Source organism: Kitasatospora sp. NE20-6, assembly GCF_045862635.1.
Genome location: NZ_BPRL01000072.1, coordinates 32421 through 46765 on the forward strand (window position 1 = coordinate 32421; position 14345 = coordinate 46765).

Consider the following 14345-nt stretch of genomic DNA (forward strand, 5'->3'; position numbering starts at 1 on the left):
GCACGGACCAACGGGGGCTGCCACCGCAGCGCGGCACGGCGGTCCCGGCGTCGTCGGTAGGCTGGCCGGATGCTCCCCGAGGTGACGGCGGTCCGGTACGTGACGCCACTGCGAGAAGGCGGCTCGATGCCGGGCCTGGTCGAGGCGGACGACCGCCGCCTGTACGTCCTGAAGTGGGTCGGCGCGGCCCAGGGACGCAAGGCGCTGGTCGCCGAGGTGCTGGCCGGCGAACTCGGGCGCGCCCTCGGACTGCCCGTGCCGGAACTCGTCCTGCTCGACCTCGACCCGGTGCTGGCCCGCAGCGAGCCGGACCCGCAGATCCAGGAGCAGATGCGGGCCAGCGGCGGCGCCAACCTCGGCATGGCCTTCGTCAGCGGCGCCCTCAACTTCGACCCGCTCTGCTTCGAGGTCGACCCGCTGCTCGCCGGCCGGGTGCTCTGGTTCGACGCGCTGATCGGCAACGTCGACCGCTCCTGGCGCAACCCCAACATGCTCGTCGCGGCCGGCGGGCTGCGGCTCGTCGACCACGGCGCCAGCCTGATCTTCCACCACGCCTGGTCCGGCGCCGCCGCCTGGATCACCCGCCCGTACGACGCGGCCGGCCACGCGCTGCTGCCCGCCGGGCCCGACCTCAAGGCCGCCGACGCCGAACTCGCCCCGCTGGCCGCGGAGGCCGTCGGGGCGGCTGTCGACGCGATCCCCGAGGTGTGGCTCACCGACGAGCCCGGCTTCGACTCCGCCGACGCGGTCCGCGCGGCGTACCGCACCCAGCTGACGGCCCGTCTGGCGGGCCCCCGCGCCTGGCTCCCGGAGGTGGCCGCCTGATGGACGACTACGAGTACGCGGTGATGCGGGCCGTCCCCCGCGTCGAGCGCGGGGAGTTCGTCAACGTCGGGGTGCTGCTCCACTGCCGGCGGAGCGGCTACCTGGGCGCCCGCACCCACCTCGACCAGAGCAGGCTGCTGGCGCTCGACCCGGTCGCCGACGTCGCCGGGGTGCGCCGCGCGCTGCACGGCGTGGAGGCGCTCTGCGGCGGCGGCGACGGGGCCGGCCCGGCGGCCGGCGACAGCCCCGGGCAGCGCTTCCGCTGGCTGACCGCGCCGCGCAGCGCCGTGCTGCAGCCGGGGCCCGTGCACACCGGGCTGACCGCCGACCCGGACGCCGAACTCCGCCACCTCTTCGGCCAGCTGGTGCTCTGACCGCCCGTGCCCGGCGGGCCCGCGGCGGGGCCTCCCACCGGCGCCGGGGAGGGCGCGCGACCCTTGCCGGGGTCGAAGCTTGAGCCGGTGAAGCATCCGGGCGTACCCTGCCCCCATGGGCACGACAGCGACCACCACCGCACCGTCTGCCGCCGACCTCATGGAGGCGGTGGCGGCCGTCGGCGCCGCGTACTTCCAGGACTTCGCGGCCGCGGCCGCGGGGCACGGGCTCAGCCCGTCCCAGGCGAAGGCGCTGAAGGCGGTGCAGGAGCCGGTGCCGATGCGTGCCCTGGCCGGCCGGCTCGGCTGCGACGCCTCCAACGTCACCGGCATCGTCGACCGGCTGGAGTCGCTCGGCCTGGCGCACCGGGAGGCGGCCGCCGGCGACCGCCGCGTGAAGATCGTCGGCATCACCGGGCAGGGACGCGAGGTGCTGGACCGCATCCGCGCCGACATGGTGCGCACCCGCGACGCCTTCGCCGGGCTCGACCCGGAGCAGCGGACCGCCCTGGCCGACCTCTGCCGCCGGGTGCTGCCCGTGCCGGCCGTCCGGTAGGCGGGACGGCCCGGGCTGCGCCCCGGCCGGGGACGGCCCGGCCGACCTGGACTGTTAGGCTTGCGAAGCGTGAGCGCGAAGCCCCAGATCCCCAATGTCCTGGCCTCCCGGTACGCCTCGGCGACCCTGGCCCAGCTGTGGTCCCCCGAGCACAAGGTGGTCCTTGAGCGCCACCTGTGGCTCGCCGTCCTGAAGGCCCAGCAGGACCTCGGCATCGAGGTGCCCGCCGGCGCCGTCGCCGACTACGAGCGCGTCGTCGACCAGGTCGACCTGGAGTCGATCGCCGCGCGTGAGCGCGTCACCCGGCACGACGTGAAGGCCCGGATCGAGGAGTTCAGCGACCTCGCCGGCCACGAGCAGATCCACAAGGGCATGACGTCCCGGGACCTCACGGAGAACGTCGAGCAGCTGCAGATCCGGCAGTCCCTGGAGCACGTGCGCGACCGCACCGTCTCCGTCCTCGTCCGCCTGGCCCGGCTCTCCGCGCAGTACGGCGAGCTGGTCATGGCCGGCCGCTCGCACAACGTCGCCGCGCAGGCGACCACCCTCGGCAAGCGGTTCGCCACCGTCGCCGACGAGCTCCTGGTGGCGTTCGCCCGCCTGGAGGAGCTGATCGCCCGCTACCCGCTGCGCGGCGTCAAGGGCCCGGTCGGCACCGCCCAGGACATGCTCGACCTGCTGGGCGGCGACGCCGACAAGCTCGCCGAGCTGGAGCGCCGGGTCGCCGGCCACCTCGGCTTCGACAACGTGTTCACCAGCGTCGGCCAGGTCTACCCGCGCTCGCTGGACTTCGAGGTCGTCACCGCCCTCGTCCAGCTCTCCGCGGCGCCGTCCAGCCTGGCCAAGACCATCCGCCTGATGGCCGGCCACGAGCTGGTCACCGAGGGCTTCAAGGCCGGCCAGGTCGGCTCGTCGGCGATGCCGCACAAGATGAACACCCGCTCCTGCGAGCGCGTCAACGGCCTCGCCGTCATCCTGCGCGGCTACGCGTCGATGACCGCCGAGCTCGGCGGCGACCAGTGGAACGAGGGCGACGTCTCCTGCTCGGTCGTCCGCCGGGTGGCCCTGCCGGACGCGTTCTTCGCGTTCGACGGCCTGCTGGAGACCTTCCTGACCGTGCTCGACGAGTTCGGCGCCTTCCCCGCCGTGATCGAGACCGAGCTCGACCGCTACCTGCCGTTCCTCGCCACCACCAAGGTGCTGATGGGCGCGGTGCGGGCCGGGGTCGGCCGCGAGACCGCGCACGAGGCCATCAAGGAGCACGCGGTGGCCTCCGCGCTCGCCATGCGCGAGGGCGCCCGCGAGAACGCGCTGCTCGGCCGCCTCGCCGACGACGCGCGCATCCCGCTCGACCGGGCCGCGCTGGAGGCGCTCCTCGCCGACCGCCTCTCCTTCACCGGTGCGGCGGGCGCCCAGGTCGCCGAGATCGTCCGCCGGGTCGAGGCCGTGGCCGACGCCCACCCCGAGGCCGCGAAGTACGCCCCGGGCGACATCCTGTAGGACCGGCCGGGCCGGTGCAGGGCTTGTGCCGGTACGGGGCTTGTACAGGGGGCGGTGCGCCGTGGCGCGCCGCCCCCCGTCGTTCCTCACGGCTCCGGGGTCTGCCGGTGGCCGGCCCGGTGGCCCGGGTCCATGGGCGGGGTGGTCGTGTCGCACCGCCACGTGCAGCTCGGTTCGGCGACCTCCCGCTCCGGCTCGGGCGCCAGCGCGTCGCCGCGGACGGTGGCCGCCGCCAGCAGGCCGCCCGCCGCCAGCAGGCCCGCGCAGATCAGCATCGCCGTCCCGAACGCGTCGTCGACCTCCGCGGGCACCCGGTACGCGTCGCCGCTCAGCCCCGCCAGGGCGGGCAGGGCCGCCACCGCGAGCAGCCCGGCCGCGCGGGCCGCGGCGTTGTTGACGCCGCTGGCGATGCCGGCCCGACGGACGTCCACCGCGGCGAGCACCGTCGCCGTCAGCGGGGCGACCAGCAGCGTCATGCCCGCGCCCAGCACCGTCACGGCCGGCAGCACGTCCGTCCAGTACGAGGCGCCCGGGCCGATGCGCAGCATCAGCAGCACCCCGCCCGCGCAGATCAGCGGGCCGAGGCTGAGCGGCAGCCGCGGGCCGATCGCCCGGCCGAGGCGTCCGGCGCGGGCCGAGAAGGCCAGCATCAGGACGGTGATCGGCACCAGGGCGACGCCCGCCGTCAGCGGGCTGAACCCGGAGACGACCTGGAGCTGCACGGTCAGCAGCAGGAAGATCCCGCTGAAGGCGCCGTAGACGCAGAGCGTCACCAGGTTGACCGAGGTGAACAGCCGCGAGGAGAAGAGCTCCAGCGGCAGCATCGGCGCCGCCGCCCGCCGTTCCACCAGCACGAACGCGACCGCGCACAGCACGCCCAGCACGGCCGCCGCGGGCGCGAGGGCGGCGGAGGCGTCGGTGAGCGCGTACGTCACGCCGGCCAGGGCCAGGGCCGCGAGGACGGCGCCCGGCACGTCGAACCCCTTCGGCCGGACCGGGTCACGGGTCTCCGGCACGTGGCGGGCCGCCACGGCCACCACCACGGCCGCCACCGGCACGTTGAGCAGGAAGATCCAGCGCCAGCCGGGCCCGTCGACCAGCCAGCCGCCGAGGAACGGTCCGATCGCCGCCGCGACACCGCCCAGCCCCGACCACGCACCCACCGCGCCGGCCCGGTCGTCGGGGTGGAAGACCGCCTGCAGCATCGCCAGCGACCCCGGTGTCAGCAGGGCCCCGCCGACGCCCTGCAGGGCGCGTGCGGCGATCAGCACCCCGATGGTCGGCGCGGCCGCGCAGACCGCGGAGGCCACGGCGAACCAGGCGACGCCGATCAGGAAGACCCGGCGCCGCCCGTACCGGTCGCCGAGCGAGCCGCCCAGCAGGATCAGCGAGGCGAGGGTCAGCAGGTAGGCGTTGACCGTCCACTGGAGGGCGGCCAGCGAGGCGTCGAGGTCCTCGCCGATCCGCGGCAGCGCCACGTTGACCACCGTGCCGTCCAGCATCGCCATGCCGGAGCCGAGGACCGTCGCCAGCAGCACCCAGCGCCCCCGCGCCGTGCCGAGGCGGATCGCCTGTGCCGTGCCGTCGCCGCTCATTCTTCGATCCTGCGCCGCCCCGGCCTCCCTCCGCACCCCGCCGGGCGGCGGGCGTCACCGCCGGACGCCGGCGAGCCGCTCCGTGCCGGAGGCGCCGGTGCCGCGGCTGCGGTTCGGGCCGCCCCGGCGGGGCGCCCCCGCTCGTCCTCGCCGGGCCCCGTCGGCGACACACCGCGATCGGTCCGTCCCCCGGCGTGACCGCCGCCCCGTCCTACGCTGGGCGCATGTCCCTCCCCGGCCCCGACTGGGCCCGCATCGCCCCGGGCTGGGATCCGGCCGCCCGCACCGACCGCGACGACGAGGCCGCGGAGGCCGGGCTCGACGCACTCGGCCGCACGGCCGACCGGGTCGCCGGCGGCGGCATCCGCGCCGCCGTCCTCGGCGTCAACGACGGACTCGTCACCAACCTCTGCTTCATCCTCGGCATCTCCGGCGCCTCGGTGGACGCCGCGACCGTGCGCCTCTCCGGCCTCGCCAGCCTCATCGCCGGGGCACTCTCGATGGCGGCCGGCGAATGGGTGTCCGTCCGCGGCCAGCGCGAGGTCGCCCAGGGCATGGAGGGCGCCCTCCAGGACGCCTGGCGGCGGTCGCCGCCGGTCGTCATGGCCCACCTCGCGCAGAGCATGCGTCGGCGCGGACTCGACGCCGAGACCGCCGCCCGCGCCACCCGCGGCGTGGTCTCGGCCGGCCGCACGGCCCGGCAGACCAGCCTGCGGATCCTCTTCGGCGTGAGCGCCCAGGACGCCGGCTCCCCGGCGGTGGCCGCGGTGAGCTCGCTGCTGCTCTTCGCGGTGGGCGCGCTCGTGCCGCTGGTGCCGTGGTTCGTCACCGAGGGGGCCGCCGCGGTGGCCGCCTCGGCCGTGGTGACCGCGCTGGCCTCGCTCGCCGTCGGCGGCGCGCTCGGCCGCGGCTCGGGCCGCAGCGCCGTCCGTACCGCGCTGCGCCAGCTGCTGATCGTCGCCGCCGCCTCGGCCGTCACCTACGGGCTGGGCACCCTGGCCGGCGACGCGGTGCTGTGAGCCGCCGCCGACGACGCGGTGCCGCGGGCCGCCGGTGCCTCAGCCGAGCAGGCCGGCCCGCCGCCAGCGCGGCGCCGTCCGGCGGTCGATCACCCCGAGCTCGGTGAAGAACTCCACGGCCTTGCGGGCCCAGTCGATCCGGGCCTGCCGCCAGTGCGGGTTCTCCGCGGCGGCCTGCCGGGCGGCCCGCGCGTCGAGCCCGGCGAGCGTGTAGACCCGCGGGTGGACGAGCTCCGCGACGGCCAGCCGGGCCAGCACCAGCAGGCCCCGCCGGAACACCGCCCGCCGGGCCGGGCCCATCGCCGCCCAGCGCCGCTCCAGCTCGGGCCTGGCGTAGCCGATGTGCCGGGCCTCCTCGATCACGTGGATCCGCGCCACCGCGCGGGCCAGCGGCTGCAGGGTCTCGTCGCGCACCATCTCGCGCTGCATCGCGTCGGTGAACTCCTCGACGAAGATCGCCCCGGCGAACGTCAGCGTGGTGTCGTTCAGCAGGAAGTGGAGCTTGCCGCGGCGGTGCGCCTGCGGTGTCGGCCGGGCCGACGGGTAGCCCGTCGCGGTGATGTAGCGCGCGAACATCGTCGAGTGGCGGCACTCGTCGGCGACCTCGGTGAGCGCGTACTGCGCGTGCCGGGTCGTCAGGTCGCCGTCGTACACGTGCCGGATCAGGCCCTCCATCAGCACCAGCTCGAACCAGATGCCGGCGGACGTCACCGAGGCCAGCTGGTGCACGCTCAGTTGCGCCTGTCGCCGGGCGTCGAGCGACTCCCACAGCGGTGTGCCGTAGAGGGCGACCCGATGGGCGGGCAGCGCGAAGAGGTCCGGGTCGATCGGGGCGTCCCAGTCGATCTCGGTCTCCGGGTCGAAGGAGTGGCGGGCGGAGGCGCGCAGCAGCCGGGCGGCGTTCTGCTCGCGGTCCAGGGTGCGGGCCGGGGCGCGCTCGCGGACCGGACGGGCGGGGGTGTCACGCATCGAGGGCTCCGGGTGGGGGCGAGGGGGCACCGACGGGAGCAGTGAACCAGTTAGACGAGATGTCAACAAGAGGCCCCGTCGCACCTTCCCGGGACGCGCGCCCCCGCCCGCGCGCCCACACTGGGCCCATGGAGCCGGTCGCCGCCCTCGAACGCATCGCCTTCCTCCTGGAGCGCGAGGACGCCTCGCCGTACCGGGTCAGGGCGTTCCGCACCGCGGCCGAGGCCGCGCGCAGCCTGCCCCCGGGCCCGGTCGACGCCGCGGCGGCCGCCCGGCTGCCCGGCGTCGGCCCCAGGACCGCGCAGGTCATCGCCGAGGCCTCGGCCGGGCGCACCCCCGGCTACCTCGCCGAGGCCGAGGACCGCGCCGGCCCGCTCGCGGAGGGCGGCGCGGAGCTGCGCGCCGCCCTCCGCGGCGACTGCCACCTGCACTCGGACTGGTCCGACGGCGGCAGCCCGATCGAGGCGATGGCCCGCACCGCCCGCGACCTCGGTCACGCGTGGGCCGTGCTCACCGACCACTCGCCCCGGCTCACCGTCGCCCGCGGCCTGAGCGCCGAACGCCTCCGCGAGCAACTCGCCGTCGTCGCCGGCCTCAATCGCACGCTCGCGCCGTTCCGGCTGCTCACGGGCATCGAGTGCGACATCCTCGGCGACGGCTCGCTCGACCAGGAGGACGGGCTGCTCGCCGAACTCGACCTCGTCGTCGCCTCGGTCCACTCCGGACTGCGGATGGAGCGCGCCGCGATGACCCGGCGCCTGCTCGCCGCCGTCCGCAACCCGCTCGTCGACGTGCTCGGCCACTGCACCGGCCGCCTGGTGACCGGCCGCACCCGCCCGGAGTCGCAGTTCGACGCCGGCGCGGTCTTCGCCGCCTGCGCGGAGTCCGCCACCGCCGTCGAGATCAACTGCCGCCCCGAGCGCCGCGACCCGCCGACCCGCCTGCTGCTGCAGGCCGTCGAGGCCGGCTGCGTCTTCAGCATCGACAGCGACGCCCACGCACCCGGCCAGCTCGACTGGCAGGCGTACGGCTGCGCGCGGGCCGCCGGGGCCGGGCTCGGCCCGGAGCGGATCGTCAACACCCGGTCGGCGGACGACCTGCTCGCCCGGGCCTTCGCGGCCTGAGTGCCCGCCCCGGGGCCACCGGTCCGGGGACGGATCAGGCGACGAGGTTCTCGCGCAGGTGGCCGATGGTCTCGTCCTTGAGGCCGAGGCCGGCGCGGGCGTAGCTCTCCACGTCGCCCCAGCCGTCCGCGACCGCCTGGAGCGCCGCCCGCAGGTAGGCCGGGCGGACCCCGACCACCGCGTCCGCGATCTCCGGGTCGCCGCCCGCGGCGGTGAAGGCCGCCACCAGGGCGGTGAACTCGGCGCGCACCGCCTCGTCGACCGCGAGGTACTCCGCGGTCACGGTGGACTCGTCCGCGCCGAGCAGCAGCAGGACGAGCGCCGCGCCCCAGCCCGTGCGGTCCTTGCCGGCGGTGCAGTGGAAGAGCACCGGACCGCCGTCGCGGTGCGCGAGCGCGGTGAGCAGGTGACGGTACGACTGCCGGGCCGACTCGGCCGTCACGAACGCGCGGTAGTCGGCCGCCATCGCCGCCGCCGCCCGCCCGTCGCCGAACTCCTGCTCGGCGAGCCGCGGGTCGGCCAGGGCGGCGGCGAGCCGGGCGACGGTGCCGGTGCCCGCCGGGTCGGCGAGGACGTCTGCCACCAGCAGGTGCGCGCCGCCGGGCATCCGGTCGGGCCGCACGGAGCGCTCGCGGGCGGTGCGCAGGTCGACGACGGTGCGGATGCCGAGTGCGGCGAACGCCGGGTCGGCGCGGGCGTCCAGCCGGTGGAGCCCGCCCGAACGGAAGGCCAGCCCGGGGCGGACGCGATCGCTGCCGGAGAGCGCGACACCGCCTAGATCGCGCAGGTTGGAGACGGTGCTGGAGCCCACGATCTGAGAGCACTGCATGGCTACCTCCAGGGCCGGGGACGCGACTCACCTGCACGCTAGGCGCTGCGGTGACCGGCCGCTCGCGGAGCGCGTCCGGGCGGCGCACCCGGAGGGGCGCGACCCGGCGCAGGGTTGCATAGGAGGCGCACAACGGCGCACCCGGCGCACGGGGTGCGTGCTTCGCGCGCCGCATTGTCCGACGGGCCGTCAGACGGCAGTGTGTGTCCGGGCTCACACCGGGTGGGCCGAACGAAGGGCGGTACCGCCGGACATGGCAGCCAAGATCCTCATCGTCACCGGTGACGCGGCGGAGTCGCTGGAGGTGTTCTACCCCTACCAGCGCCTGCGCGAGGAGGGCTACGAGGTGCACATCGCCGCCCCCACCAAGAAGACCCTGCAGTTCGTCGTGCACGACTTCGTCGACGGCTTCGACACCTACACCGAGAAGGCGGGCTACACCTGGCCGGCCGACCTCGCCGTCGCCGACGTCGACCCCGCCGACTACGTGGCGCTGGTCATCCCCGGCGGACGCGCACCCGAGTACCTGCGCAACAACGCCGACGTGCAGCGGATCACCGCGCACTTCTTCCAGGCCGACAAGCCGGTCGCGCAGATCTGCCACGGCCCGCTGATCACCCTGGTCGGCGGCACCCTGGCCGGCCGCACCACCGCCGCCTACCCCGCGCTGGAGCCCGACGTCACCTCCGGCGGCGCCTCCTTCGTCGACAGCGAGGCCGTCGTCGACGGCGTCGTGGTCTCCGCCCGCGCCTGGCCCGACCACCCGGCGTGGATGCGGGCCTTCGTCGAGGTGCTCCGCGAGAAGGCGCCCGTCGACTAGGACGCGCCGCCCGGCCCGCGCCGCGTCAGACCTGATCCGCCCAGGGCGGGTTCGGGCCCGGCGCGGCGCAGGTCAGCGCCGCCACCCGCACCGCGTACCGGCACGCCTCGGCGACCTCCGCCGGGGTGAGCCGGTCCGGCCGGCCGCCGAGCCGGCCGAGCCCCCCGAGATGGTGCAGCAGCCCCGCGGTGAAGGCGTCCCCCGCACCGACCGTGTCGACCACCGCGACCCGCCGGGCCGCCACGGTGATCCGCTCGCCGTTCAGCGACGCGAGCGCCCCGCCCGGGCCCAGGGTGACCACCACCAGCGGCACGCCGTCCGCGTGGAACCGGTCGACGACGGCCTCCACCGGCTCGCCCGGGAAGAGGTGCCCGACGTCGTCCGCACTCAGCCGCAGGACGTCCGCGAGCGCGCACCACCGCGGCAGCCGCGACCGGTACACGGCCGGATCCACCAGCAGCGGACGGACGTTGGGATCGATCGACACCGTCGCCGCGGCACCGGCCCGCGCCAGGTACGCCTCGATCGCCCGGCCGCCCGGCTCACGGGCCAGCGCCAGCGAACCGGTGTGCACACAGACCGACCCCGCCGGGTCCACCGCGTCCAGCTCCGCCGCCGACCACTGCCAGTCCGCCGTGCCCTCCGCATGGAACGAGTACGTCGCCCGGCCCTCCCCGTCGACCTGCGCGACCGCCAGCGTGCTCGGCTCCCCGGCGGCCACGCACCCCGACAGGTCGACCCCCGAACCCGCCAGCTGCGCCCGGAAGAGCCGCCCGAAGACGTCGTCCGCCAGCCGCCCCCGGAACCGCACCGGCGTGCCGAGCCGGGCCAGCGCCACCGCCGTGTTCGCCGGCCCGCCGCCCGGGTGCACCCGCAGGGCCAGCTCGCCGGGACCGCTGCGGGCGGCGTCGGTGAAGGCGTCGGCGACACACTCGCCGATGACGGTGACCGGGCTGTGCGGCACGGGGCAGGACCTCCTGGGTGCGCGGGGCGGAACGGCGTCCATCATGCCCGCCCGGCCGCCCGCCGGGCAGGGGCCCGCACCGACGGGCCCCGGGGTGCTGGGGCGGTCGATCGGGTGAAGGCTGGAGGCATGGCAGAGCGAACCGACACGCTGCTGCGGCTGCACGCCGCCGCGCAGGACGCATTCGGCCGCCACGTGCGGCGCGCCGCGGCCGACGGCAGCTGGCAGGCCGCCACCCCGTGCACCGAGTGGACCGTCCGCGACCTGGCCAACCACCTCGCCGCCGAACAGCTCTGGGTGCCGCCGCTGCTGGCGGGCCGGACGATCGCCGAGATCGGCGACCGCTTCGACGGCGACGTGCTCGGCGACGACCCGCCCGCCTCCTGGGCCTCGGCCGCCGCCGGTGCCCGCGCGGCGTTCGCCGCCCCCGGAGCCCTCGACGGCACCGTCGTGCTCTCCTACGGGGAGCGGCCCGCCCGCGACTACTGCAGCGAGATGACCGTCGACGCGATCGTCCACACCTGGGACCTCGCCGTCGGCGTCGGCGCGGACCCGGCCATGGACCCGGAGGCCGCCGCCTTCGCCCTCGCCGCCCTCGCCCCGTACGCCGACGAACTGGCCTCCTCCGGCGTCTTCGGCCCGCCCGTCCGCGTGCCCGACGGCGCCGGCGACCAGGCCAGGCTGCTCGGCCTGACCGGCCGCGACGCCGCCGACCCGCTGCGCGGCCGGCACCGCGCCGCCTGACACGGCGTCGGGACCGCGGCCGGCCCGCCCGGCAGCGGTCGCGCGCCGCTCCGCCCGTTCCTAGGCTGGGGAACGAGGAGGTGCCCGGTGGACACGCAGACGAGTGGGAGCACGGACCGGCGGATTCTCGACCGGATCGGCGAGATGGTGGCCGCCGAGCGGGAGCTGCGTGACCTGCTCGCGGACGGGCGGATCGACCCGGAGAGCGAGCATCGCCGCCTGCAGGAGCTGGAGGCCGAACTCGACCAGTGCTGGGACCTGCTGCGCCAGCGCCGGGCCCGGGCCGACGCCGGTGACGACCCCGACCTGGCGGCGGTGCGCAGCATCGAGGAGGTCTCGCGCTACGAGTCGTGACCGGCCGCCGTGGCGGGCGGGGTGGCAGGCGGGGCGGCGGGTCTTGGTGCCGCCGGTCGTTCAGGTGGGCGGCTCGTTCAGGCGTCCGGTCGTTCAGGTGGGCGGGACGGAGCGGTCGGCGAGCAGCGCGGCCAGGGCGTCGGTGGTGGCGCGGACGTCCTCCGCGAGCGACTCCAGCAGGGCCCGGCTCTCCGGGTCGCGCTCGCCCAGCCAGCCGGCGATCTCCTCGTACGAGGCGAGCACGATGTGCTCGGCCCGCAGGTTGCGGGCGATGGTCGCGTGGAGGGCCGCACCGCCCGGCACCGAGTAGTCGGTGTGCGCGCGCTGGGCGAGGGTGTCGGGGTCGAAGTTGGCGTGCCCGCCCAGCACCACGATGCGGTCCGCGGCGGACACGGCGTGGCGCATGCCCCGCTCGGCGCGGTCCGAGAGCAGCGCGGCGGCGCGCGTGTCGCCCGCGCCCCGGGCGGCGACCGCGTCGCGGGTGTAGCGCAGCCAGCCGACCACCTCGGTGGCGACGACGTCGTTGAGCACGCTGATCACGCGCTCCTCGTCGAGCCGGGGCGCGTCCGCGGCGTCCACGGCCATCGTGCGGTGGGCCTCGCGGCTGATGCGGGTCACGTCGACGGCGAAACTGTCGGCCATGGCTGCCTCCTGCGGACGGGGATCCGTACGACCGACCGTATGCCGCTCCGCGGCGCGCCGAAACCGGGCGGGCGTGCCGGGTGCCGTTTCCGGACGGACGGAGCGGGCCGCCTCCGGACGGGCCGAGCGGGCCGGCCCGGCGCGCGGGGGCGCCGGGCCGGTGCGCTCAGAGCGGCAGCAGGTCGGGGCGCTTGGCCTCGACGTGGTCGCCGGACGACTCGCCGCGCAGGCGGCGGCCGACCCACGGGATGAGGTGGGCGCGCGCCCACTGGAGGTTCTCGCGGCGCTGCTCGGCCGGGCTGGGCTCCGGGCGCTGCGGCCACGGGGCTTCCGGGTCGCCCTCGACGGGCAGGCCGAGTGCGCGGGCGGCGAGCAGGGCGACCCGCTGGTGCCCCTCGGGGGAGAGGTGCAGCCGGTCGTCGCTCCAGGCGCGGCGGTCGTGCACCGAGCGCAGCGACCACAGGTCGGCGACCTGCAGGCCGTGGCGGTCGGCGACGGCCCGCAGGTGGCCGTTGTACGTGGCGATCTTGCCGCGCAGGTGGCGCAGGACGGGCACGGTACGGGTGTCGAAGCCGGTGCAGACGAGCACCGTGCCGGCGTGCGCGAGCAGCTCCACCACGGCGGCCTCGAAGCGCTCGGCGACCTCGTCCGGGTCGCTGCCGGGGCGCAGGATGTCGTTGCCGCCCGCGCAGAAGGTCACCAGGTCGGGGCGGATGCGCCGGACCTCGGGCACCTGCTCGGCGACGACCTGGTCGAGCAGGCGGCCGCGTACCGCGAGGTTGGCGTAGCGGAACTCGCGGTCCGGGTGGCCTGCGGCGAGCATCCCGGCGAGGCGGTCGGCCCAGCCGGCGAACCGGCCGTCCGGGCCGGGGTCGTTGAGGCCCTCGGTGAACGAATCGCCGAGAGCGACGTAGGAGGTGGGGTCAAAGGGCTCCAGGAGATCAGGCATGTGGTGCATGTTTCACCCTGTGAAGTGACCTACGCCACCGTAGGTGAGCCGTCGCAGAGCGTGATTCTCGCCACCCGCGGAGCGGGAATGCGGCCGCGGTCGGGCGGGGGCGGTCAGGCGGGGGCGGCGGTGCCGGCCGCGCAGGTGTCGAGGATCACCCGGCCGACCAGCGCCGGATCGTCACTCATCGGCACGTGGCCGCAGCCGGGGAGCCGGACGAGCCGGGCGCCGGGCAGCCGCTCCAGCGCGCGGACGCCCTGCCGCCGCAGCAGGATGCGGTCGCGGGTGCCCCAGGCGATGGTGACGGGCACGCCCGCGAGGTCGCCGGACCAGTGCACGCGGCGCCCTGCGGCGAGGGTGGGGGCGAAGCCGGTGGCGCCGCGCAGCGCCCGGGTCTCCTCGGCGGCGCCCTCCGCGGAGCGGCGGCCCGGCCGGGCGTAGATGCTGCTGACGAGCAGTGCCCGGCCGGCGGCGGAGCGGGCGAGGCGTTCGACGGCGGGCTGCGGCAGGACCCGGGCGCCGAACCGCATGCCGCCGAGGACGGCGAAGGCGTAGCGGCGTTCGGCCTCGGACCAGAACCCGGCCGGGGCGAGCGCGGTGACCGAGCGGGCCAGCCCGGCGCGGCCGAGGCCGAGGGCCAGCAGGCCGCCGAGCGAGTTGCCGGCCACGTGCGGCCGGTCCAGTCCGAGGGCGGCGCACAGGGCGCCGAGGGCGGGGACGACCGCCTCCAGGTCGTACGGGACGCCGTCGGGCAGGGCGGGGGAGGTGCCGAAGCCGGGGAGGTCGACGGCGACGACGTCGTGCCGGGCGGCGAGGGCGGGCAGCACGGGCTGCCAGCCCTGCCAGTGGTGGCCGATGCCGTGCAGCAGCAGGAGCGGGCTGCCGGTGCCCTCGCGGTGGTAGCGCACGGTGGCGGTGCGCGGGCCGTGCGGGGCGGGGAGCGGGAAGGTGACCTCGGCGGGCATGCGGCTCCTTTGTCAGACGGTCTGTCAGCAAGCATTACCGAGCGGTAGCTTGCGGGCAAGGCCCTCGCCGCGGAGGCGCCTGTCCGTGGGGCCGCACCGCCCGGCCGCGGGCCGCA

Annotated in this window: 16 protein-coding genes; 9 read left to right on the plus strand and 7 right to left on the minus strand. The window is 76.5% G+C overall.

What is annotated here, in order from left to right; genetic code table 11:
* Window positions 1-69 precede the first annotated feature (69 nt).
* The 4 genes from SNE206_RS34365 (at window position 70) to purB (ending at window position 3255) form a co-directional block, all read left to right on the plus strand.
* Complete coding sequence (locus SNE206_RS34365; RefSeq protein ID WP_407917480.1) at window positions 70-825, plus strand: HipA family kinase; 756 nt, start codon at window positions 70-72, stop codon at window positions 823-825.
* A complete protein-coding gene (locus SNE206_RS34370; RefSeq protein ID WP_407917481.1) occupies window positions 825-1199 on the plus strand; it encodes a DUF3037 domain-containing protein in 375 nt (124 codons plus the stop codon). Before SNE206_RS34365 ends, SNE206_RS34370 begins: the two co-directional genes overlap by 1 nt.
* 115 nt (window positions 1200-1314) lie before the next feature.
* The gene (locus SNE206_RS34375; protein ID WP_407917482.1) at window positions 1315-1755 is read left to right on the plus strand and encodes a MarR family winged helix-turn-helix transcriptional regulator; all 441 of its coding nucleotides are present in this window, start codon (window positions 1315-1317) and stop codon (window positions 1753-1755) included.
* Between the two features lie 60 nt (window positions 1756-1815).
* Entirely contained in the window at window positions 1816-3255 is a 1440-nt protein-coding gene (gene purB / locus SNE206_RS34380) for an adenylosuccinate lyase (RefSeq protein ID WP_407917483.1), read from the plus strand.
* Window positions 3256-3341: 86 nt separating this feature from the next.
* Here purB and SNE206_RS34385 read toward each other — a convergent pair whose 3' ends face one another.
* Complete coding sequence (locus SNE206_RS34385; protein WP_407917484.1) at window positions 3342-4850, minus strand: MFS transporter; 1509 nt, start codon at window positions 4848-4850, stop codon at window positions 3342-3344.
* Window positions 4851-5074: 224 nt separating this feature from the next.
* On the opposite strand from SNE206_RS34385, the gene SNE206_RS34390 reads away from it, so the two are divergent.
* Window positions 5075-5869, plus strand: a complete 795-nt coding sequence (locus SNE206_RS34390) for a VIT1/CCC1 transporter family protein (RefSeq protein WP_407917485.1) — start codon at window positions 5075-5077, stop codon at window positions 5867-5869.
* Window positions 5870-5908: 39 nt separating this feature from the next.
* On the opposite strand, the gene SNE206_RS34395 is transcribed toward SNE206_RS34390, so the two are convergent.
* A complete protein-coding gene (locus SNE206_RS34395; RefSeq protein WP_407917486.1) occupies window positions 5909-6838 on the minus strand; it encodes an AurF N-oxygenase family protein in 930 nt (309 codons plus the stop codon).
* A gap of 128 nt (window positions 6839-6966) precedes the next feature.
* On the opposite strand from SNE206_RS34395, the gene SNE206_RS34400 reads away from it, so the two are divergent.
* Window positions 6967-7962 (plus strand): PHP domain-containing protein, encoded by a 996-nt coding sequence (locus tag SNE206_RS34400; protein ID WP_407917487.1) that lies wholly within the window; start codon window positions 6967-6969, stop codon window positions 7960-7962.
* Between the two features lie 34 nt (window positions 7963-7996).
* Here SNE206_RS34400 and SNE206_RS34405 read toward each other — a convergent pair whose 3' ends face one another.
* Window positions 7997-8791, minus strand: a complete 795-nt coding sequence (locus SNE206_RS34405) for a tyrosine-protein phosphatase (RefSeq protein WP_407917488.1) — start codon at window positions 8789-8791, stop codon at window positions 7997-7999.
* Window positions 8792-9044: 253 nt separating this feature from the next.
* On the opposite strand from SNE206_RS34405, the gene SNE206_RS34410 reads away from it, so the two are divergent.
* Window positions 9045-9611, plus strand: a complete 567-nt coding sequence (locus SNE206_RS34410) for a DJ-1/PfpI family protein (RefSeq protein WP_407917489.1) — start codon at window positions 9045-9047, stop codon at window positions 9609-9611.
* Window positions 9612-9636: 25 nt separating this feature from the next.
* Here SNE206_RS34410 and SNE206_RS34415 read toward each other — a convergent pair whose 3' ends face one another.
* Window positions 9637-10617 (minus strand): carbohydrate kinase family protein, encoded by a 981-nt coding sequence (locus SNE206_RS34415; protein ID WP_407917509.1) that lies wholly within the window; start codon window positions 10615-10617, stop codon window positions 9637-9639.
* A gap of 87 nt (window positions 10618-10704) precedes the next feature.
* Here SNE206_RS34415 and SNE206_RS34420 point away from each other — a divergent pair, with 87 nt between their 5' ends.
* Entirely contained in the window at window positions 10705-11319 is a 615-nt protein-coding gene (locus SNE206_RS34420; protein ID WP_407917490.1) for a TIGR03086 family metal-binding protein, read from the plus strand.
* 87 nt (window positions 11320-11406) lie between these two features.
* Window positions 11407-11673: a DUF2630 family protein gene (locus SNE206_RS34425; RefSeq protein WP_407917491.1), complete on the plus strand. Its 267-nt coding sequence runs from the start codon at window positions 11407-11409 to the stop codon at window positions 11671-11673.
* 93 nt (window positions 11674-11766) lie between these two features.
* On the opposite strand, the gene SNE206_RS34430 is transcribed toward SNE206_RS34425, so the two are convergent.
* From SNE206_RS34430 to SNE206_RS34440, 3 genes are all read right to left on the minus strand, one after another.
* Window positions 11767-12315, minus strand: a complete 549-nt coding sequence (locus tag SNE206_RS34430; protein WP_407917492.1) for a ferritin-like domain-containing protein — start codon at window positions 12313-12315, stop codon at window positions 11767-11769.
* A 166-nt stretch (window positions 12316-12481) separates the two neighbouring features.
* The gene (locus SNE206_RS34435) at window positions 12482-13264 is read right to left on the minus strand and encodes an SGNH/GDSL hydrolase family protein (RefSeq protein WP_407917493.1); all 783 of its coding nucleotides are present in this window, start codon (window positions 13262-13264) and stop codon (window positions 12482-12484) included.
* 113 nt (window positions 13265-13377) lie between these two features.
* Entirely contained in the window at window positions 13378-14229 is an 852-nt protein-coding gene (locus SNE206_RS34440; RefSeq protein ID WP_407917494.1) for an alpha/beta fold hydrolase, read from the minus strand.
* Between the last annotated feature and the right edge of the window lie 116 nt (window positions 14230-14345).

Coding starts and splice junctions, on each gene's coding strand:
- SNE206_RS34410 (WP_407917489.1), top strand. CDS start 9,045: ATGGCAGCCAAGATCCTCATCGTCACCGGTGACGCGGCGGAGTCGCTG.
- SNE206_RS34415 (WP_407917509.1), bottom strand. CDS start 10,617: ATGGACGCCGTTCCGCCCCGCGCACCCAGGAGGTCCTGCCCCGTGCCG.
- SNE206_RS34405 (WP_407917488.1), bottom strand. CDS start 8,791: ATGCAGTGCTCTCAGATCGTGGGCTCCAGCACCGTCTCCAACCTGCGC.
- SNE206_RS34400 (WP_407917487.1), top strand. CDS start 6,967: ATGGAGCCGGTCGCCGCCCTCGAACGCATCGCCTTCCTCCTGGAGCGC.
- SNE206_RS34385 (WP_407917484.1), bottom strand. CDS start 4,850: ATGAGCGGCGACGGCACGGCACAGGCGATCCGCCTCGGCACGGCGCGG.
- SNE206_RS34395 (WP_407917486.1), bottom strand. CDS start 6,838: ATGCGTGACACCCCCGCCCGTCCGGTCCGCGAGCGCGCCCCGGCCCGC.
- SNE206_RS34370 (WP_407917481.1), top strand. CDS start 825: ATGGACGACTACGAGTACGCGGTGATGCGGGCCGTCCCCCGCGTCGAG.
- SNE206_RS34375 (WP_407917482.1), top strand. CDS start 1,315: ATGGGCACGACAGCGACCACCACCGCACCGTCTGCCGCCGACCTCATG.
- SNE206_RS34390 (WP_407917485.1), top strand. CDS start 5,075: ATGTCCCTCCCCGGCCCCGACTGGGCCCGCATCGCCCCGGGCTGGGAT.
- SNE206_RS34435 (WP_407917493.1), bottom strand. CDS start 13,264: ATGCCTGATCTCCTGGAGCCCTTTGACCCCACCTCCTACGTCGCTCTC.
- SNE206_RS34420 (WP_407917490.1), top strand. CDS start 10,705: ATGGCAGAGCGAACCGACACGCTGCTGCGGCTGCACGCCGCCGCGCAG.
- SNE206_RS34440 (WP_407917494.1), bottom strand. CDS start 14,229: ATGCCCGCCGAGGTCACCTTCCCGCTCCCCGCCCCGCACGGCCCGCGC.
- SNE206_RS34430 (WP_407917492.1), bottom strand. CDS start 12,315: ATGGCCGACAGTTTCGCCGTCGACGTGACCCGCATCAGCCGCGAGGCC.
- SNE206_RS34365 (WP_407917480.1), top strand. CDS start 70: ATGCTCCCCGAGGTGACGGCGGTCCGGTACGTGACGCCACTGCGAGAA.